At 37.9% G+C, this 18,099-nt stretch carries 15 protein-coding genes and 2 other annotated features; of the genes, 12 read left to right on the forward strand and 3 right to left on the reverse strand.

Annotated features, from left to right (window positions below; all coding sequences use genetic code 11):
- The first annotated feature begins 5 nt into the window (after positions 1-5).
- From IGL17_RS01445 to IGL17_RS01475, 7 genes are all read left to right on the forward strand, one after another.
- Positions 6-1,259, forward strand: a complete 1,254-nt coding sequence (locus IGL17_RS01445) for an MFS transporter (RefSeq protein WP_002355251.1) — start codon at positions 6-8, stop codon at positions 1,257-1,259.
- A 134-nt stretch (positions 1,260-1,393) separates the two neighbouring features.
- Positions 1,394-2,332 carry a carbamate kinase gene (arcC, locus tag IGL17_RS01450; RefSeq protein WP_002355252.1) on the forward strand — a complete coding sequence of 313 codons (939 nt, stop codon included), beginning with the start codon at positions 1,394-1,396 and terminating at the stop codon, positions 2,330-2,332.
- A 6-nt stretch (positions 2,333-2,338) separates the two neighbouring features.
- Entirely contained in the window at positions 2,339-3,559 is a 1,221-nt protein-coding gene (locus IGL17_RS01455; RefSeq protein ID WP_010824989.1) for a dicarboxylate/amino acid:cation symporter, read from the forward strand.
- A gap of 89 nt (positions 3,560-3,648) precedes the next feature.
- The gene (allD, locus tag IGL17_RS01460; protein WP_002413499.1) at positions 3,649-4,710 is read left to right on the forward strand and encodes an ureidoglycolate dehydrogenase; all 1,062 of its coding nucleotides are present in this window, start codon (positions 3,649-3,651) and stop codon (positions 4,708-4,710) included.
- On the forward strand, positions 4,710-6,131 hold the full coding sequence (locus IGL17_RS01465; RefSeq protein WP_002389832.1) for a hypothetical protein: 1,422 nt from the start codon (positions 4,710-4,712) through the stop codon (positions 6,129-6,131). Before allD ends, IGL17_RS01465 begins: the two co-directional genes overlap by 1 nt.
- 24 nt (positions 6,132-6,155) lie before the next feature.
- Positions 6,156-7,379, forward strand: coding sequence for an amidohydrolase family protein (locus IGL17_RS01470; RefSeq protein WP_002389547.1), 1,224 nt, complete (start codon positions 6,156-6,158; stop codon positions 7,377-7,379).
- A gap of 445 nt (positions 7,380-7,824) precedes the next feature.
- Positions 7,825-10,119, forward strand: coding sequence for a WxL domain-containing protein (locus IGL17_RS01475; RefSeq protein WP_016618116.1), 2,295 nt, complete (start codon positions 7,825-7,827; stop codon positions 10,117-10,119).
- A 91-nt stretch (positions 10,120-10,210) separates the two neighbouring features.
- Here IGL17_RS01475 and IGL17_RS01480 read toward each other — a convergent pair whose 3' ends face one another.
- Positions 10,211-10,390 carry a hypothetical protein gene (locus IGL17_RS01480; protein ID WP_002367870.1) on the reverse strand — a complete coding sequence of 60 codons (180 nt, stop codon included), beginning with the start codon at positions 10,388-10,390 and terminating at the stop codon, positions 10,211-10,213.
- A 185-nt stretch (positions 10,391-10,575) separates the two neighbouring features.
- Between IGL17_RS01480 and IGL17_RS01485 the strand changes: the two genes are divergently transcribed.
- Both IGL17_RS01485 and IGL17_RS01490 read left to right on the forward strand, forming a co-directional pair.
- Entirely contained in the window at positions 10,576-11,949 is a 1,374-nt protein-coding gene (locus IGL17_RS01485) for a PcsB-like coiled-coil domain-containing protein (protein ID WP_016618117.1), read from the forward strand.
- A 117-nt stretch (positions 11,950-12,066) separates the two neighbouring features.
- Positions 12,067-12,296, forward strand: a binding site (T-box leader).
- Between the two features lie 60 nt (positions 12,297-12,356).
- A complete protein-coding gene (locus IGL17_RS01490; protein WP_016618118.1) occupies positions 12,357-13,484 on the forward strand; it encodes a 5-methyltetrahydropteroyltriglutamate--homocysteine S-methyltransferase in 1,128 nt (375 codons plus the stop codon).
- Positions 13,485-13,535: 51 nt separating this feature from the next.
- On the opposite strand, the gene IGL17_RS01495 is transcribed toward IGL17_RS01490, so the two are convergent.
- Both IGL17_RS01495 and IGL17_RS01500 read right to left on the reverse strand, forming a co-directional pair.
- Complete coding sequence (locus tag IGL17_RS01495; RefSeq protein WP_002355262.1) at positions 13,536-14,720, reverse strand: AI-2E family transporter; 1,185 nt, start codon at positions 14,718-14,720, stop codon at positions 13,536-13,538.
- A 15-nt stretch (positions 14,721-14,735) separates the two neighbouring features.
- Positions 14,736-15,251: an HdeD family acid-resistance protein gene (locus IGL17_RS01500; RefSeq protein WP_002381189.1), complete on the reverse strand. Its 516-nt coding sequence runs from the start codon at positions 15,249-15,251 to the stop codon at positions 14,736-14,738.
- Between the two features lie 192 nt (positions 15,252-15,443).
- Between IGL17_RS01500 and IGL17_RS01505 the strand changes: the two genes are divergently transcribed.
- From IGL17_RS01505 to pcp, 3 genes are read left to right on the forward strand one after another with little or no spacing between them, the layout of a single operon-like run.
- Positions 15,444-16,130, forward strand: a complete 687-nt coding sequence (locus IGL17_RS01505; protein WP_002355265.1) for a DUF969 domain-containing protein — start codon at positions 15,444-15,446, stop codon at positions 16,128-16,130.
- A complete protein-coding gene (locus IGL17_RS01510) occupies positions 16,127-17,071 on the forward strand; it encodes a DUF979 domain-containing protein (protein ID WP_002355267.1) in 945 nt (314 codons plus the stop codon). The genes IGL17_RS01505 and IGL17_RS01510 overlap by 4 nt, the downstream gene beginning before the upstream one ends.
- A gap of 15 nt (positions 17,072-17,086) precedes the next feature.
- On the forward strand, positions 17,087-17,728 hold the full coding sequence (gene pcp, locus IGL17_RS01515; protein ID WP_438759893.1) for a pyroglutamyl-peptidase I: 642 nt from the start codon (positions 17,087-17,089) through the stop codon (positions 17,726-17,728).
- Between the two features lie 136 nt (positions 17,729-17,864).
- Positions 17,865-18,040: a binding site (T-box leader), on the forward strand.
- Positions 18,041-18,099 lie beyond the last annotated feature (59 nt).

Genomic DNA, 18,099 nt, shown 5'->3' on the forward strand with positions numbered 1-18,099 from the left:
AAGACATGGAGAATAGTAAAAAAAATCAAGCAGTGCAAGTGAGCAATAGTTACTGGATTAAAGTCGTAGCCATTTTCTTCGTAGGCTGGATTTTAATGTACGCAACACGAACTATTTTTAATCCAGTGATGGGGGTCATTGGAGAACAATTTGGTCTAAGTAACACACAACTTGGTTTAGCCAATAGTATCTTCTTTCTAACCTATGCTGTTGCACAGATTCCTTTTGGGATGATTGGCGATAAAATTGGCCGGAAATTAGTCATTGCTGTTGGGTTTATCGTTCTTGCTATTTCTACTTATTTTAGTGGATTAGCGACAACCTTTGTTATGTTTTTAGTCATTCGTGCAATTGCTGGTATTGGTCAAGGCGCTTACTATGGCCCGCAATATGCGTTATCGACAGAAGCGATTCCAGCAAGTAAACGGACCATCGGTAATGCCATCATCAATAGTGGGATGGCCTTCGGTACATCAGGTGGGTACTTACTTTCAAGTAAGTTGGTTTTAGAAAATGGTGAACATTGGAGCAAACCATTCTTTATCATGGCGATTCCAACGTTTATCGTAGGAATTCTTTTCTATACAATTTTGAAAGAAAAAGTGATTCGTCCTGGCGAAGAAGCCGCACGAGCAGCTGCTGAAGAAGGACCGCAAGAAAAGATCTCATTAAAAGAAATTTTCTCAAATCGTAATTTATTAGCCGCATTTATTTTATGTTTCACAAGTATTTATGCAAACTTTGTTATTATTACTTGGTTGCCACAATTTTTAATTGCTGAACGTGGCTTTACAGGAGCGAGCGTTGGTTTCATTTCATCACTTGTACCATGGGCCTCTATTCCAGGCGCCTTAATCTTCGCTCGTTTGAATGATAAAACAGGTGCGACGAAAAAATTAGTCTTTACATTAGTACCTTTAGCAATCCTATCTGTCTTTGCGATTGCTTTTGTAACAAATCGGACATTGTTAATTTCTGTTTTAATTCTTTATGGGTTAACAGGGAAATTAGCGTTAGATCCAATTATGGTGACTTTTGTTACCAAACATGCACCAAAAGCGGCCTTAGGAACAACGTTAAGTGCCTATAATTTTATCGGGATGTCAGGGTCAATCCTAGCACCGTATGTCACAGGATATTTAGCAGATACAGCAGGCTCAATGCAAGTTGGCTTCTATCTTTCTTGTGTACTATTAGTTATTGGTTTACTAGCTTTTGCTTTCTTAGCTAAAGATGAGAGTAAACCGAAATTAGGTTAATTATCCCTTCGATAATGACTGAAACAATCAAAATGAGCAAGACAAAATCTTTCATTTCGTAAACAAATTATTTCTTATCCGTCGATACTGAAAAGATTTTGTCTTTGCTTTACTAAAAAGGAGCGAATCAATCAATGAGTTTAAACGTAATTGCCCTAGGTGGGAATGCTATTTTAGATACGGATCCAACAGATGAAGGCCAAAAAGCCGTCGTTAATCACGCGGCCAAATATATTGCAGAATTTGTTGCCAAAGGGGAACAAGTCATTGTCTGTCACGGAAACGGACCACAAGTAGGGAATTTGCTTTTACAACAAAAAGCAGGCGAAAGTGAAAAAAATCCAGCGTTGAAATTGGATACTTGTGTTGCGATGACACAAGGAAGCATCGGTTACTGGTTACAAAATGCTTTAACTAATGAGTTTGAAAAACGTAACATTGCTAAACCAGTTATCTCTGTAGTTACGCAAGTACGTGTGGACAAAGAAGATCCTTCGTTTAAAAAACCATCCAAACCAATTGGTCCATTCTATACAAAAGAAGAAGCTGACGCGGAAGCAGCCAAAGATGGCTCTACGTATGTGGAAGATGCTGGCCGTGGCTACCGAAAAGTTGTTCCATCACCAATGCCTAAAGAAATTGTTGAAAAAGAGGCGGTTCGTGCTTTAGTAGAGGCGGACGTTTTAACTATCTGTTCTGGTGGCGGGGGCATTCCGGTCGTAGCAGAAGACGGACAATACGTAGGCGTGGAAGCGGTTAACGACAAAGATTTCTCTGCACGTGTTTTAGCTGAAAACGTTGATGCAGACCGTTTGATTATTTTGACAGGCGTTGATAACATCTACATTAATTACAATCAACCAGATCAAAAAGCATTAGAACAAATCAGTGTAGCCGAAGCAGAAGAATACATTAAAGAAGGTCACTTTGCTGCTGGTAGTATGCTACCAAAAATCGAAGCTGCCTTAGACTTCGTAAAAGGTGATGACAAACGGAAAGCAATCATTACTTCTATCGAAAACTTAGAAAACATCGATAAAGAAGCAGGAACTGTGATCAGTCAAAAGGGGTAGTTTACCATGAAAAAACCGTCCATGATCACCCAAATTGCAATTGCTGTTGTCGTAGGAATCCTCGCAGGACTCTTGATTCCTGCTAGCGGCAATTACTTGAAAATAGTTGGAGATGTCTTTTTGCGACTGATGCAAATGGCTATTCCTATCTTGATCTTAGGACAAATTGTCCAAGCAGTTGGCAGTATTAATCCAAAAGAATTAACGAGCCTTGGGGGTAGAACAATCGCTGTTTTCGGGATTTCCTCCTTAGCTGCCGCTTTATGGGGCGTCCTAATGGCAGTCATTTTTAATCCAGGATACGGTGTTAAAATGACTGGCTTCCAAGATGCTTCTATTAAAGCGCAAGAAATCTCAATCACTGATACGATTTTAAATTTCGTTCCGAAAAATATTTTTGATTCACTGACTCAAGGATCGATTATTCAAATTATTGTCTTTGCATTATTTTTTGGTTTAGCACTGAATAAATACTTACAAAGCCATCCAGAGACACAACTCTTCCAAATAATTGTGGACTTTAATGAAGTTATCATTACAGTCATTCGATACGTCATGTATCTAGCACCTCTGGGGATTTTTGCTTTAATTGCTTCAACAATTAGTCACTTAGGCCTTCAAATTATTTTACCGTTAGTGAAGTATCTATTGGTCTATGGATTAGGCACTATTTTATTTTTGGGCATCTGGATTTTGGTTATCACATTGTACTGTAAAGTAAGTCCACTACGTTTAATTACAAACATGAAAAATATGTCTGTGATGGCCTTGGCGACAACTTCTTCAGCAATTACTTTACCAGTAGCTTTGGAAGAAACAGAAACAAAATTAGGTTTAAGTAAGCGAATTACTAACTTAGTGTTGCCGTTAGGTATGTCATTAAACAGTAACGGTTCAGCGATGCATATGGCTTTTACTGTAATGACTATCGCTCAGATGTATCAGCTAGATTTTGATATTACGAAAATGATTTACTTAGCAATTACAGCAACGTTTGTCTCACTAGCAAACGCAGTTGTTCCCGGTGCGGGCTTAGTCTCACTGGCAGTGATTGTTCCGCAAATGGGTTTACCCATTGAGAGTATTGCAATTTTTGCAGGCGTCGAATGGTTTGTTGGCATGTTACGAACAATTTTAAATGTCAATTCAGATGTTTACTCTGCTATTCTAGTTGCAAAATCAGTGGATGAAATTGACTATACTGTCTTTAACAGTAGCAATAAGTAGTGAAAAAAGGGGAGGAAATGCAAGGACGAAGAAGAAAATCACTTGTTTTCTTTCCCTTTTTTAAGATTAATGATAAAGGAGCAAGCGCAATGGAAGAAATGGTTGTCGTTACACCGGAAAAATTAGAAAAGCTGATGAAACAAAAATTAGAAGCTGCTGGTTTACATTCTGAACATGCCGAAGAAGTTGCTCGACATTTAACTTTTGCAGATGCTAGCGGTATTCATTCACACGGGGCGGTTCGTATGGATTATTATGCGGAACGGATTGCAAAAGGCGGGATCACGATTGACCCCGAATTATCATTTGAAAAAACTGGACCGTCCACTGCCATTTTTCATGGCGATAATGGCGTGGGTCAATTTGTTTGTAACGAAGCATTAGCTGCTGCAGTTGACCTAGCCAAAGAATCAGGGTTAGCATATGTTGGCGTTTCTCAAACGAGTCATAGCGGGACGTTATCGTATTATGTTAAAAAAGCAGCGGAACAAGGCATGGTTGCTCTTTCGATGTGTCAATCTGATCCAATGGTGGTACCGTTTGGTGGTACAAGCAATTATTTTGGAACAAATCCAATCGCTTTTGCAGCACCTAGAGCAGGTCATGAACCAGTCGTGTTTGATATGGCTACGACAGTACAGGCTTGGGGGAAAATTTTAGATGCACGTTCAAGAGATGTTGAAATTCCCGACACATGGGCAGTAGACGAAAAAGGCCAGCCAACGACTGATCCTTATGAAGTACGAGGTTTATTGCCGATTTCAGGACCAAAAGGATATGGACTAATGATGATGGTCGATGTCTTAGCTGGTTCGTTGTTAGGCTTACCTTTTGGCAAACATGTCAGCTCCATGTATGCGGATTTAACGGAGAAACGGAATCTGGGTCAGATGTTTTTAGTCATTGATCCAAGCCGCTTTACAGATTCTGAACGATTTAAAGAAAATATTAATCAAATGGTGGAAGAACTTCATAGTGTGCCTACAGCAGAAGGGTTTCAACAAGTTTACTATCCAGGAGAAATTGGTCAGCTAAACTATCAAAAAGCCATGTCAGAAGGCATTGAAATTCCACAAAGTATTTATGATTATTTAGTTAGTGAGATTGTACATTACGATAAATATGGCGGGCAAGGTGCCTTTGCCAAATAATGAGGAGCGCAGAGAGTATTCGCTACTGCGTTGCTCTCGCCTTCTTTCTATTGGAGGAAAGTAAAATGAAAAAATCGTCAAAAGTAGCACTTATTTTTGCATTCTTAGTTAGTATTTTTGTGCCAGTTGCGGCCTTTGCTGATGAGATTGGGGATGTAGTTGCCCCGACAGGAATCATGGCATTAGTTGTGATTATTCCATTGATTGTTGTTTTGGTTCTATTGTTTATGAAAGTCGATATGATTATCGCTGGTTTAATTGGTGGCGTCTTAGCGATGCTGATTGGCGGCATTGGACTAGAAGAAGCGAATAAACAGATGTTGGAAGCTATCCCAATGATGTTAGGAATTACCGTTCCCATCATTAATTCAGCTGTTGCGATGGCGGTCTTTAAAGCAGGTAGTTATTCAGCTGCATTAACTTTAGCCAAACGAGGCACAAAAGGAAAAGTCGAGTATGTTTCAGCTTTTATTGTTATCTTATTAGCCGCAGCCACATATATGTCAGGAATTGGTGGCGGAAGTGCGATGGTTATTGCGCCATTGGCCTTTGCTGCAGTTGGCGTTGTTCCTGAATTAATTGCAGCAATGTCTTTAGCTGCTGCGGTATCATTTACAACATCACCCGCTTCATTAGAATCAAGTATTGTTTCAAAATTAGGCGATATCAGTGTCGGTTCATATGTTTCAACCATGCGACCTTACTGGTTATTTTTCGTAGCATTAGCGATTGTGTTAGCCTTTTGGGGAACGAAACATAGAAATGTTGGCTTTAAAGAGTCGGCAGATGATGAATTTGATAAAAAGAGCAATGGTGAATTATTTAAAATTACCTTGCCAGCCATTTTCTTATTGTTTGCTGTAATTTTTGGACCAATTGTGAATGATTTAATTGGTTTTGCCTTCTTTACGCCACTTGTATACATGATTTTAACATTAGTTTTAATTTTCTTATGTACAGATTTCTCAATGAACAAATCTGTCGAAGCGATGGTAGATGGGTCTACATATATTTTGACTCGTTTATTCCAAGTAGGGATTTTCTTAGCCTTTATTAATGTTATTGCGGAAACAGGAACGTTTGCTGTCATCGCAGGTGTTGCTGAAAATGCACCAGCCTTTATTGTCGTGCCAGTTGCCATTTTAACAGGGATTTTAATTGGGATTCCAGCTGGGGCCTACGTAGGTTCTGTTTTAACTTTAGTGCTACCAGTTGCTGTATCGTTGAACTTCCCGCCGTTAGCATTAGGTTTTGTAGCAATGGGTGTTGGTTTAGGTAGTCAAATGAGTTTCGTTAATATTACTATGCAAGCTTTATCTTCAGGCTTCCAAATTCCAATTTTGGATGTAGTTAAAGGAAACGTGAAATGGTTAAGTATTGCCTCTGTACTATTATTAGTTATCGGTTTAATCTTTGGATAAAAAACAATTTAGGGAGTGGAAAACATGGATTTATTAATTAAACAAGTTCGTCTTCAAGACGGTGAAGCATTACAAGATGTAGCTATTAAAGAAGGAAAAATCATTGAAATCGCCCCAGTTATTACTGGCGATGCCAAAGAAGTCATCGAAGCAGATGGTCGTGTTTTAATCCCAGGTTTTGTAGAAAGTCATTTACATTTGGACAAGGCATTAATTGCTGATCGTAAACCAAATAAATCAGGTACGTTGAAAGAAGCGATTGAAGTAACCGCAGAATTAAAACCAACATTTACCGAAGAAGACATTTACGACCGTGCTAAACGTGCCTTAGAAATGTTAATCGTTCATGGAACCACGGCGTTAAGAACGCATGCAGAATTTGACCCAGCGCAAGGTTTTACTGGCTTCAAAACAATTATGCGTTTGAAAGAAGAATACAAAGAGTTAATTGACATGCAAGTAGTTGCGTTTCCGCAAGAAGGAATTTTTAAAGCCCCTGGAACAGAACAAATGATGTATGAAGCAATGGATATGGGCGCAGACGTTGTCGGCGGTATTCCTTATAATGATGCACCAGCGAAAGAACATATTGATTTAGTGTTTGAAATTGCTAAAAAATATGATAAAGATGTAGATTTACACCAAGATTTTGCCGATGAAGCTGATGATATGAGTATTGAATATTTATGTGAAAAAACCATCGCTGAAGGCTACCAAGGCCGTGTTTCAGTGGGCCACTTAACGGCATTGCATGCCTTACCTGAAGCAGAATTGGCGCCTATTATTGCAAAAATGGCGGAAGCAAATATTAGCGTGATGGCTTTACCAGCAACGGATTTACATTTAGGGGCTCGTGGTGATCAGTACAATGTTCGACGTGCGGTTACGCCAATTCGTAAATTACGCGATGGTGGCGTGAATGTCTGTATTGCTACGAATAATATTCGCAATGCTTTTACACCATATGGCACAGGGGATATTGTTCAAACAGCGATGTTAGCCATTCCTGTTGGGCACCTAGGTGGAGCGGATGACTTAAAAACAGTGCTACCAATGGTAACAACAAGTCCTGCTCGTGCGATGGGACTAGAAGGATACGGTGTCGCAGTTGGGAATAAAGCAGATTTAGTCTTATTAGACACAAAAGTGGTTGAACATGCGATTATTGATATTCCAGAACGGTTATATGTTATTAAAAACGGCCGTGTTACAGTCAAGACAGACAAAAAAGTCGAAATCATTCGTTAAGAAAAAACAAAAAGCTCAAAATGTTAGTTGTCAAAACTAACATTTTGAGCTTTTTTTGATAAAGGTAAAGCTAGGAAGGTGAAAATATGATTAATTTATCCTGTTTTAGCTATGATTCTCTATTGAAAAGTTTATTTTTAGTTTATTTTTGGTCGATTTTCCTTGATATATATAGAATCTTCAGGAAATGCTCCTGTCTGTTTAAAATTCGGAATTTCAGAAATTATTCTTTTTTGCTAAACTAGTTATAACTGGTTAGTAAAAAGAAGTATTGGACGAATAGCGCTGAAACAAGTGAATGATCCAAAGTATAAAGAAAAATGAAACCGATACCACAAGACAAGACTGTTGCTGAAAATGGTAAGTGATCATTCTGCTAAGTTTAGTGTCTTAATGTTTAGTTAACTAAGAATTGTTGGATTGTTCTTTAGAAAGAAGGGACAATATGAAGCGAAGTAAATGGAAAGAATTGATAGTAACGGGCATCTGCCATATATTAGTATTCCCCATACTAATACAGACAACTGTTTTTGCAGAAACATTACCAAGTACAAAACAAGTAAGAGAAGGAACCAATCATTCATTAACAGCAGAAAAAGCCGAAAGTGAACAACCACAGACAAAGGATAAACTACATGATGAAGAACCACTAGCATTGCCAAAAAGTGAGTTAATCGATAATGAGGCTAATGTTACAAGTCAAACGATTAGAGAAAGAATTGAGACGCCTAACCTAACTTATCGTTATGGATTTATTAATGAAGAGGGGCAGCCAGTAAACGCCAATGAGATCCTTCTACAGTATCATAGCTGGCAAGGCAATTCCCCAAATGGCATAAATGTGTGGGAAGGTGAAAGTCAACCAGCGACAGCATCTACAGTGGCTAATTTAAAAGAAGTGGTAATTCCAAGTGAGAAAGTAGCCGTCTATTCCGACATGTCAACGGTGCTTGCAGCGAGTAATCAAACATTTTTTTTACCAAGATATTATACTTCTTTAAGCTTATACAATAAGAAAGGGGAAATTGATCCCAATTATCCGCTGCCAACTATTTCCGACGCATCAGGAAACCAATATCCAACAACAATTTCGCAATTTGAATTGGAAAAAATATCTGCACAACAATATAGTCAGAAAACAGGAGTAACATTTAACATTAGCGAGAGTCAAAAACTAATCGTTCCTGTGTACAACCAAGTGAAGGTTGATTCATCGAATCAATCTGGGCTATTGAATTACTTTAAATTTTCAGGGCCGGTTTATTATCATGTTACCAATCGCAAAGTGACAGAACATTTTGTGGATACTCAAGGGAAACCAATCCCTCCGCCACCGGGGTTTAGACAAGGAAAGCAAACGCTTATTGAACGTGACCCTTACACCTTTAAACAGAACGGCCTTTTGCCAAGTAGCTATGAAATCGACTCAAAAACATATCAATTTCAAGGATGGTATAAAGGGAAAACGAGACCTGAAAATTTAGAAAAAAGCGTAACGCCCAGTTATGATATTACCTATGACGACAATGATGATTTAACTGTTGTCTATAAGGAGGTACCTCAAAAAAATTATACATTTGAGGATGTCAATGGTGTTGAAATTGCACCACCATCTGATTTTATTCAGGATCACCAACGACCAATAACTACGGATGGCTTTCGCTATTTAGCTGGAAAAAAACTGCCACAACAATACAGCGTTAACGGTAAAACTTATTTATATCAAGGTTGGTATCAAAATAAAACAAAACAAGAGAACTTAGAAAAAACAAAACGACCAATAAACTCCCCTGTTTTTAATGAAATGAACGCTATTACAGCAGTGTATAAGGAAATAACTGCAAAAGCTGAAATGCAAATAGAAGGACTAGTCAAAGTCATGCCAAGTGGTTATATACAAATTTGGCAGATTATGCTTACAAATGTGGGAGAAGTACCGTTAAAAAAAATAAACTTAAAGCCAGCAATTGGTTGGTCACCAGGTCTAGCTCGGCCAATCCAAGTCACGATTCGTGTTGGATCTGAACCAAACAAAATTGTTCCTATTACTGATGAAAATTGGCGAGTGGGCATTGCTTTAAATACGGAAGTGCCTATTGGTCAGACAGCAACTATTATGATGACAACAATTGCTACAGGTGAACCAGATCAAGTGTTACAAGCGGCTGTTGAAATGAATGGAAATTTTTCTGCTGTTCACGCAGCTGATACTGTCAGAATCCAACCTAAAAATCAAGAAATTGTGGCACCAGATGAGGAAGGTTTTATCAGCACACCAACTTTTGATTTTGGTAAAGTCGCCATTTCTAGCAACACGCAGCAACATGGTTTAAAGCAGGCAGCAGATTATTATGAAAATGGTCAGGAAAATCCATATTTACGTTTGAAAAAATCACAACCCAATTGGGCACTAACTGCAGAACTATCCCCCTTTGAAGGAAGAGTGGATCAACTATCATCAATGACAAAGTTATTGTTAGGAACAACCAATGTTTCAGGTTTTATTCAGTACAATCAACCAACGGAAACTAAAGTTGCTCTTGGCAAAACAACCGCTATTCAATTAGTTGCCAACGGTGTAGCTAGCCATATTGTTGCCAATGGTCAGTTTGACGAAAGTGATGTTTATCAATTTGATTTTTCTTTTGATCAAATCAAATTAGAAATTCCAGCAAATCAAGGTAGAAAAGATCAAACTTATCAAGCAATGGTGACTTGGAATTTAGTGACAGGCCCATAAGTCCATAAAAAATAAGTTGAATAGTTTGATCAAAAACATTGCATAGAAATAATAAAAGGCGGCTCAACGAAGCGGCCTTTTTCTTGGTTCATTACCAAAATATAACGAATTTTGTAACAAAAACGTTTGCTAAAAAGAAGGAAAAATGATTAATTTTACGAAAAAAAGCATATATCGACAAAAAAGAAGCAAAATTTGAATAAAAAAAGAAAAAATATGAAAAAAAATCGAAGAATTGTTTAACAATTGAAAACACGTGAAAACCAGTCATGACAAGGCATAAAAGCCTTACAAAAGGTAAGTTTACCTATTATGGAGAAAGAACGAGTGATCTGAAATGTTTTTGTAACATTTCTATTGCTTAATTGAAATATGGGTGTGGTAGAATGTTTTTGTCGTAAGAAAAGATTAAGATATTTTAAATAAACTTTAGAAATTAATTCGGAGGAATGACAAGTGAAGAAACGTCTATTTGCATCAGTATTACTATGTTCATTAACGCTATCAGCAATTGCTACCCCAAGCATCGCTTTGGCGGACAATGTTGATAAAAAAATTGAAGAAAAAAATCAAGAAATTTCATCATTAAAAGCAAAACAAGGGGATTTAGCTTCACAAGTATCTTCTTTAGAAGCAGAAGTATCTTCAGTATTTGATGAAAGCATGGCTTTACGTGAACAAAAGCAAACACTAAAAGCAAAATCAGAACAATTACAACAAGAAATTACAAACTTGAATCAACGTATTGAAAAACGTAACGAAGCAATCAAAAATCAAGCACGTGATGTTCAAGTTAATGGACAAAGCACAACAATGCTAGATGCAGTTTTAGATGCGGACTCAGTTGCAGATGCAATCAGCCGTGTTCAAGCTGTTTCAACAATCGTAAGTGCCAACAACGACTTAATGCAACAACAAAAAGAAGACAAACAAGCCGTTGTTGATAAAAAAGCTGAAAACGAGAAAAAAATGAAACAACTTGAAGCAACAGAAGCTGAATTAGAAACAAAACGTCAAGATTTACTTTCTAAACAATCTGAATTAAACGTAATGAAAGCTTCATTAGCATTAGAACAATCATCTGCTGAAAGTTCTAAAGCTGGCTTAGAAAAACAAAAAGCAGCTGCTGAAGCAGAGCAAGCACGTTTAGCTGCTGAACAAAAAGCTGCAGCTGAAAAAGCCAAACAAGCTGCTGCAAAACCAGCTAAAGCTGAAGTGAAAGCAGAAGCACCAGTTGCCTCTTCATCAACAACAGAAGCACAAGCACCAGCAAGCTCAAGCTCAGCAACTGAATCAAGCACGCAACAAACAACTGAAACAACTACACCAAGTACAGATAATAGTGCAACAGAAAATACTGGCTCTTCTTCATCAGAACAACCAGTACAACCTACAACACCAAGTGATAATGGAAATAATGGTGGCCAAACTGGTGGTGGAACAGTTACACCAACACCTACACCAGAACCAGAGAAACCAACACCACCAACACCAACACCTTCTGCTGATCCAACAATCAATGCATTGAACGTTCTACGTCAATCATTAGGTTTACGTCCAGTAGTGTGGGATGCAGGCTTAGCAGCTTCTGCAACTGCTCGTGCAGCACAAGTTGAAGCAGGTGGTATTCCAAATGATCACTGGTCTCGTGGAGATGAAGTTATCGCAATTATGTGGGCGCCAGGTAACTCAGTAATCATGGCGTGGTACAATGAAACAAACATGGTAACAGCTTCAGGTAGCGGTCACCGTGATTGGGAAATTAACCCAGGTATTACACGTGTCGGTTTTGGTTACTCAGGTAGCACAATCGTAGGACACTCAGCCTAATCAGCAATGATAAAAATAGACGTAAGCAGCTTCTGAAAAGAAGCTGCTTTTTTCATTACTATTTCATCCATCTCCGTTGACAAATTTGCTAAACGTGGTATTCTAATTGTAATCTAATAATTTCCGTTGAATAGGAAAGTAAATGCAAGACAGCTGGTAGAGAGACTTTGGTTGGTGAAAAAAGTTAGATGTCTGTATCGAAAAATGGCCTAGGAGGAATTTTTGTCGAAACGTAGGCAAAAACGTAATGTCTTTCGTTAACAAGACCGCTGATTATGATTGTCAGTTGAAGGGAAAGAGTCATCTTTCCGAAAAAAGGTGGTACCGCGATAATAATCGCCCTTTTACTAGTTACGGCTAGTAAAAGGGCGTTTTTTTATAAATAAAAATAGGAAAGAGTGAGGCAAATGAGTAGTCAGATTCCTTTTACAGTTGATCATGTGGGAAGTTTTTTACGTCCAGAAACAATTAAGAAAGCACGGAAAAAGGTCCAAGCAGGTGCGTTATCTCAAGCAGAGCTACGTCTTATTGAAGATGAAGAAATCAAAGCATTAGTAGCAAAACAAAAAGCTGGCGGCTTACGGGGAATCACAGATGGTGAATTTCGTCGCGGTTTTTGGCATATTGATTTCTTAGAAGGATTAAATGGTGTGACAGGCTATATCCCAGAAACGGGGTATAACCAAACCTTTCATGGAAAAGCAGCTCCGGCCTATAATATCCGCGTAGTGGATCAAATATCTTTTCCTGCACAACATCCATTTTTAGAGGACTTTTCATTTTTAAAAGAGGTGGTGGAAGTTGGTGATGGCACGGTAGCCAAAGCAACGATCCCTAGTCCGACCATGATTTTACGTCAAGAAATTTTATCCAACGACGGCACCTCGCGCATTCAAACAATTTATCCAGAGATTGGTGCTTTTTATAAGGATTTAGCACAAACATATAAAGACGCAATTGCGGCCTTTTACGAGAGAGGTTGCCGTTATTTGCAATTTGATGATACAAATTGGGCGTTTCTAGCGGATCAGACAAAACAAGAAGAATTACGAGCAAAAGGAATACAGCCAGAAGAAATTGCACAAGTGTGTACCACGATTATTAATGAAGCCTTAGCTGGCAAGCCAGAAGATTTAACTGTAACCACACACATTTGCCGTGGGAACCATGCTTCGTCTTGGTTATTTTCAGGTGGTTATGAACCGATAGCAAAAGAATTATTTGCTACGAATTATGATGGTTTCTTCTTGGAATATGACTCAGATCGTGCAGGGGACTTTTCACCATTAAGACATTGGCAAAATAATGGCAGCAAAGTCGTTTTAGGTTTAGTTACTTCTAAGTTTCCTGAATTAGAAGAGACTGAACAAGTGAAAGCACGAATTGAAGAAGCCCAACAGTTTGTTCCTTTAGAAAACTTAAGTATTAGTCCGCAATGCGGTTTTGCTTCGACGGAAGAAGGAAATCGTTTGACGGAGAAAGAACAATGGCGCAAAGTTCAATTACTTCAAGAAATTGCTAGAGAAGTATGGTAAAAAAACTGGGACATAAGTCTAAACGGCTTATGTCCCAGTTTTTTCATTGTATTATTTTAAATATTGATCTTTAGTAAAATTCGTGTGTTCATACTCGCCGTTGTCACCATAAAAGCGGTTATAGCGTTGTTTGAATTTGCGGAATAAATAAATGACTGTCACTTTAACTAGGCAATACATTGGAATCCCAAAAATAACGCCCATTAAACCAAACAGTTCGCCCATAACTAACAAGACAAGTAAAATAGTAATCGGATGGACTTTTAATTTATCGCCCATCACACGAGGAATAACAAAATCACCATGAATCAATTGGATGGCAAACCAGACGATAACAAATTTAACTACCATAAATGTGGAATCCTGAAAGGCAATAATCAATCCAGGAATAAAGGCAATAAATGGCCCGATATAAGGAATAATACATAAAATACCCGCAGCTAAAGCTAAAATGCTACCAAATTGTAAACCAATTAATAGAAAAGCTGGCCAATACATAATCCCTAAAACCAACGAAGCAATGACTTGACCTTTTAGATAATCGCCAATTTGAATGTTGGCAATTTGGCTATATTCGTCAAAATCAGGACGAAAAGCTGGGGGAATGATGCCTTTTACAAAGCGATAAAACTTTTCTTTGTCTTTTAAAAGGAAAAAGGCGATGATAGGTCCTGTAAACAAGGTTAGGAAAGTAGATGAGACTGCAGAAAAGACGCTTCCCAGACCTTGTGCGCCTGTTTGTAGGTAATCCCCTGCAAAGTCTTTAAAGGAGTTTGCAAGTTTGCCCCAGAGCTGATTAATCGACTCATTAGCAGATTCTAAATCTTTTGCAAAAGGTGTTTTAGCCATAAATTCTTGTACTGTTTGGAGCGTGCTTTTCCAAAAACTTGGGAATTGTTTGATTAATTCTTCCGTTTGGTCTTGGATAATTGGGAAAAGTTGCAGTCCAGCTAACACTAGTAATGCAATAATTAAGACATAGAGAATCGCAATCGCCCAAACACGGGGGATTTTTTTCTCAAGGCGTTTCACCATTGGATTAAGCAAATAAAATAGAATAATACCAAAAAGTACCGGGCCTAAGACGGCACTAAAAATAACAAAAATTGGTTTAAAGATAAATGAAACAGTGTTGAATAAAAAGATAGTTACAGCAATTAGACAAAGGATAGTTAATGTGTAAAGTAAATTTTTCCCACCTAAAAAGCGGATCCACTTGGTACTTTCTTTATCCATAAGTTGCTCCTTTCGTTAAGCTTTATTTCTAAAATGACCAATAATTTCAATGACACCCATGAAAATCAGGATAAATCCAAAGACTTGCATCAAAACTAAGAGACTTTTGAAGGGGTTGAAAACTAAAACAGCTCCAGCGATTAAAACCAGAATACTGTAGATAAGCGCGCCTGTTTGACGAGTATTTAAAGCAAAAGTCAATTGAACGAGGCCGTTTATAACAATGCTAATCCCTAATAAAAATGGCAGAATCGAAACGATCACTGGTGCAAAAAATAAAAAGGCTACTGCTAAGACGACAAAGATTAAACCTGTTACGAAACCAAGCCCCCAGCTACCCGTTTGTTTTTTTATTTTGTAGTCATCATAAATATTAATTAACCCTAAAAGCATCAAATAACCAGCAATTAAATAACCGACGAACTGGAAGAAAGCACCGGGATTAAAGACAATGGCACTTCCGATAACGATAAAGACGGCGTCGCGCAATAGGGTATGGCGCCGAAAATTTTCTCTAAAAGTTTGGAACATAAAAATCCTCCTCAATGTTATTGTTTCTTTTATTCTAGCGGAAAAAAGAAAAAAGTGCGAGTGGTAGCTCTAAAAAGTGTTGGAAACTGTGTCTTTAGAAAAAATAACATTAAAAATTAAAAAAGTCTTACAAATGAGCGAAAATTGGCATATAATGGAAAGTGAAATTTTATTTTAAGAAGGAGAGATTTGATGGATTTATTACCTTTATTAGGCGTATTGATCGTCATTGTCGGCTTCGCATTGAAATTTGATGCTATCTTGATTGTGATGGTTGCTTTAATAGTGACGGCTTTTACTGGCGGGCTTGGTTTGACATCGATGCTAGAAACACTAGGAACAACCTTTGTGAATAATCGAGGAATGGCTATCTTTATTATTATTATGTTAGCAACAGGAACGTTAGAGAGAAATGGCTTGAAAGAGTCAGCGGCTACGTTGATTAAACGATTCAAAAAGGTATCTGCTGGTGTGATTATTGACATTTATGGTGTCTTTCGGATTATCTTCGCCGCTTTTAACGTAAGTTTCGGTGGGGTAGCAGGTTTTGTGCGTCCGATTATTTTGCCAATGGCGTTAGGAACAATTGAATCAAAAAATTTACCAATGGTGCCAGAGTATGAAGAAGAACTAAAAGGGATGGCTTCAGCCATGGAAAATATCTGTTGGTTCTTTGGTCAAGTTCTGTTTGTTGGTGGGGCTGGGGCATTGCTTGTTCAATCAACATTGAAAGATTTAGGCTATGAAGTGACATTAGGTAAATTGGCTTTAGTGGAAGTACCAGTCGCCTTAGTTGCCTTAATTTCGGCAAGTATTTACTTTACTTTAAAAGAAAAAAGATTACGTAAAAAATATTATGGACAGGAGGGACTGAAATGAGTTTTTTCACAGATCCAAGTATTGATTTGAGTGCAAAGTTATTGGAAGTCCTTTATATTTTTATGGGTATTATCTTGTTATATACAAGTTTTCGTAGTTTTCGTGATAAAACCAATCAACATGCGTATGGGACTAGTTTATTCTGGGGAATTTTAGGGATCTTAATCGGTTTTGGTCGGTTTATTCCACCAGTTGCCTGTGGCGTACTTATTTTTGTGATGACAATTCCGGCAATTCTTCAAAAAGTGACAAAAGGAGAAAGTCGCTTACCTTCGAAAGAATACATGGAAAAAATGTCTCAAAAATTAGGAATGAAGATTTTTATTCCCGCACTAAGTATCGGGGTTTTTGCAATTCTTTTTGCCACATTGACTACTTTAGGAGCTTTAGTTGGTGTCGGTGTTGGTGTCTTTGTAGCGATTTTCATCATGATGTTCTTTTCTAAAAATAATACGCCGAAAGTATTTTTTGATGATGCGGCGGAAATGTTAGAAACAGTCGGTCCTCTTAGTACGTTGCCAATGCTATTAGCTTGTTTAGGTGCTGTTTTTACTAGCGCTGGTGTTGGTGAGATTATTTCAAAAGGAGTTAGTGCCGTAGTACCAGCAGGAAATGTCAATGTAGGGATTATTATTTATGCTGTGGGAATGGTTATTTTTACGGCTATCATGGGCAATGCCTTTGCAGCAATAACCGTGATGACAGTCGGAATTGGTGTGCCGTTTGTCTTTTCTTTAGGTGCAGATCCCGCATTAGTTGGGATGGTTGCCTTAACATGTGGTTTTTGTGGTACACTGTTAACACCGATGGCTGCGAACTTTAATATCGTACCTGTAGCCATGTTGGAAATGAAAGATAAGTACGGCGTCATTAAAAATCAATTGCCGATTGCACTTTTCATGTTAATTTTCCAAATTGTTTATATGATTCTATTCAAATAAGAAAGGATGATCGAAATGAAAGTTGTCGTTACTGGCTTTGATCCATTTGGAGGAGAAGCAATCAATCCTGCCTTTGAAGCAGTCAAAAAATTACCTGCTGAAATTGCAGGAGCTGAAATTATTAAAGTTGAGGTGCCAACTGTTTTTGGCACTAGTGGTGAAAAAGTGGCTGAAGCAATTGAAACCCATCAACCAGATATGGTGATTTGTGTTGGACAAGCAGGTGGCCGCCAAACAGTCACTGTTGAAAAAGTGGCGATTAATTTAGCGGAAGCGCGTATCCTAGATAATGCAGGACAACAACCAAGCGATGTGCCGTTGGTTGAAGATGGAGCAACAGCCTATTTTACAAATTTACCGATTAAAGCGATGGTAAAAAATTGTCATGACCATCAATTACCTGCAGCGATTTCTTATACAGCAGGAACCTTTGTATGTAATGATATTATGTATCACTTACTACACTTAATTAACACTAAATATCCAACTATTCGTGGCGGATTTATTCATGTTCCGTTCCTACCAGAACAAACAATTGATAAACCAACGTTTGCTTCTATGTCATTAGAAGCAATCACAGATTCTTTGTTCTATATGATTGAAGCAGCAGTAAAAACGCAAGAAGATATTCAACTACAAGGTGGCACAACCCACTAATTAACAGGCGCTTTCGTGAGAACGGAGGCGCTTTTCTATTTTTACAAAAAGAAAAAGTAATTTTTGTTGGCGTGTGAAAAAATTTTTTATGCTATTTTCGTTGACAAGTCGGTTTCTTCTTGGTATATTGAGATTCATAAATTATTAGCCCAGTAGGAAATAGATGTTTTGTTCAGAAAGTCGATGGTTGCTGCGAATCGATCAAGTCTATTTGTGAATTACACTAATAAGTAGTAACAATTACATAATACATAAGCGAGAAGCAAGTAAGCTTCTAATTAAGGTGGTACCGCGGAGAGATTCGTCCTTATTCTTTAAGGATGAATCTCTCTTTTTATGTAGCTTTAGGAGGCGTTTTCAATGAGTTGTGG

The organism is Enterococcus sp. AZ088 (assembly GCF_051714845.1).
GTDB classification, from domain to species: Bacteria; Bacillota; Bacilli; order Lactobacillales; family Enterococcaceae; genus Enterococcus; species Enterococcus faecalis.

Excerpts from the sequence above, each read along its gene's own strand:
- IGL17_RS01445 (WP_002355251.1), top strand. The coding sequence starts at position 6 with ATGGAGAATAGTAAAAAAAATCAAGCAGTGCAAGTGAGCAATAGTTAC.
- arcC (WP_002355252.1), top strand. The coding sequence starts at position 1,394 with ATGAGTTTAAACGTAATTGCCCTAGGTGGGAATGCTATTTTAGATACG.
- IGL17_RS01455 (WP_010824989.1), top strand. The coding sequence starts at position 2,339 with ATGAAAAAACCGTCCATGATCACCCAAATTGCAATTGCTGTTGTCGTA.
- allD (WP_002413499.1), top strand. The coding sequence starts at position 3,649 with ATGGAAGAAATGGTTGTCGTTACACCGGAAAAATTAGAAAAGCTGATG.
- IGL17_RS01465 (WP_002389832.1), top strand. The coding sequence starts at position 4,710 with ATGAGGAGCGCAGAGAGTATTCGCTACTGCGTTGCTCTCGCCTTCTTT.
- IGL17_RS01470 (WP_002389547.1), top strand. The coding sequence starts at position 6,156 with ATGGATTTATTAATTAAACAAGTTCGTCTTCAAGACGGTGAAGCATTA.
- IGL17_RS01475 (WP_016618116.1), top strand. The coding sequence starts at position 7,825 with ATGAAGCGAAGTAAATGGAAAGAATTGATAGTAACGGGCATCTGCCAT.
- IGL17_RS01480 (WP_002367870.1), bottom strand. The coding sequence starts at position 10,390 with ATGACTGGTTTTCACGTGTTTTCAATTGTTAAACAATTCTTCGATTTT.
- IGL17_RS01490 (WP_016618118.1), top strand. The coding sequence starts at position 12,357 with ATGAGTAGTCAGATTCCTTTTACAGTTGATCATGTGGGAAGTTTTTTA.
- IGL17_RS01495 (WP_002355262.1), bottom strand. The coding sequence starts at position 14,720 with ATGGATAAAGAAAGTACCAAGTGGATCCGCTTTTTAGGTGGGAAAAAT.
- IGL17_RS01500 (WP_002381189.1), bottom strand. The coding sequence starts at position 15,251 with ATGTTCCAAACTTTTAGAGAAAATTTTCGGCGCCATACCCTATTGCGC.
- IGL17_RS01505 (WP_002355265.1), top strand. The coding sequence starts at position 15,444 with ATGGATTTATTACCTTTATTAGGCGTATTGATCGTCATTGTCGGCTTC.
- IGL17_RS01510 (WP_002355267.1), top strand. The coding sequence starts at position 16,127 with ATGAGTTTTTTCACAGATCCAAGTATTGATTTGAGTGCAAAGTTATTG.
- pcp (WP_438759893.1), top strand. The coding sequence starts at position 17,087 with ATGAAAGTTGTCGTTACTGGCTTTGATCCATTTGGAGGAGAAGCAATC.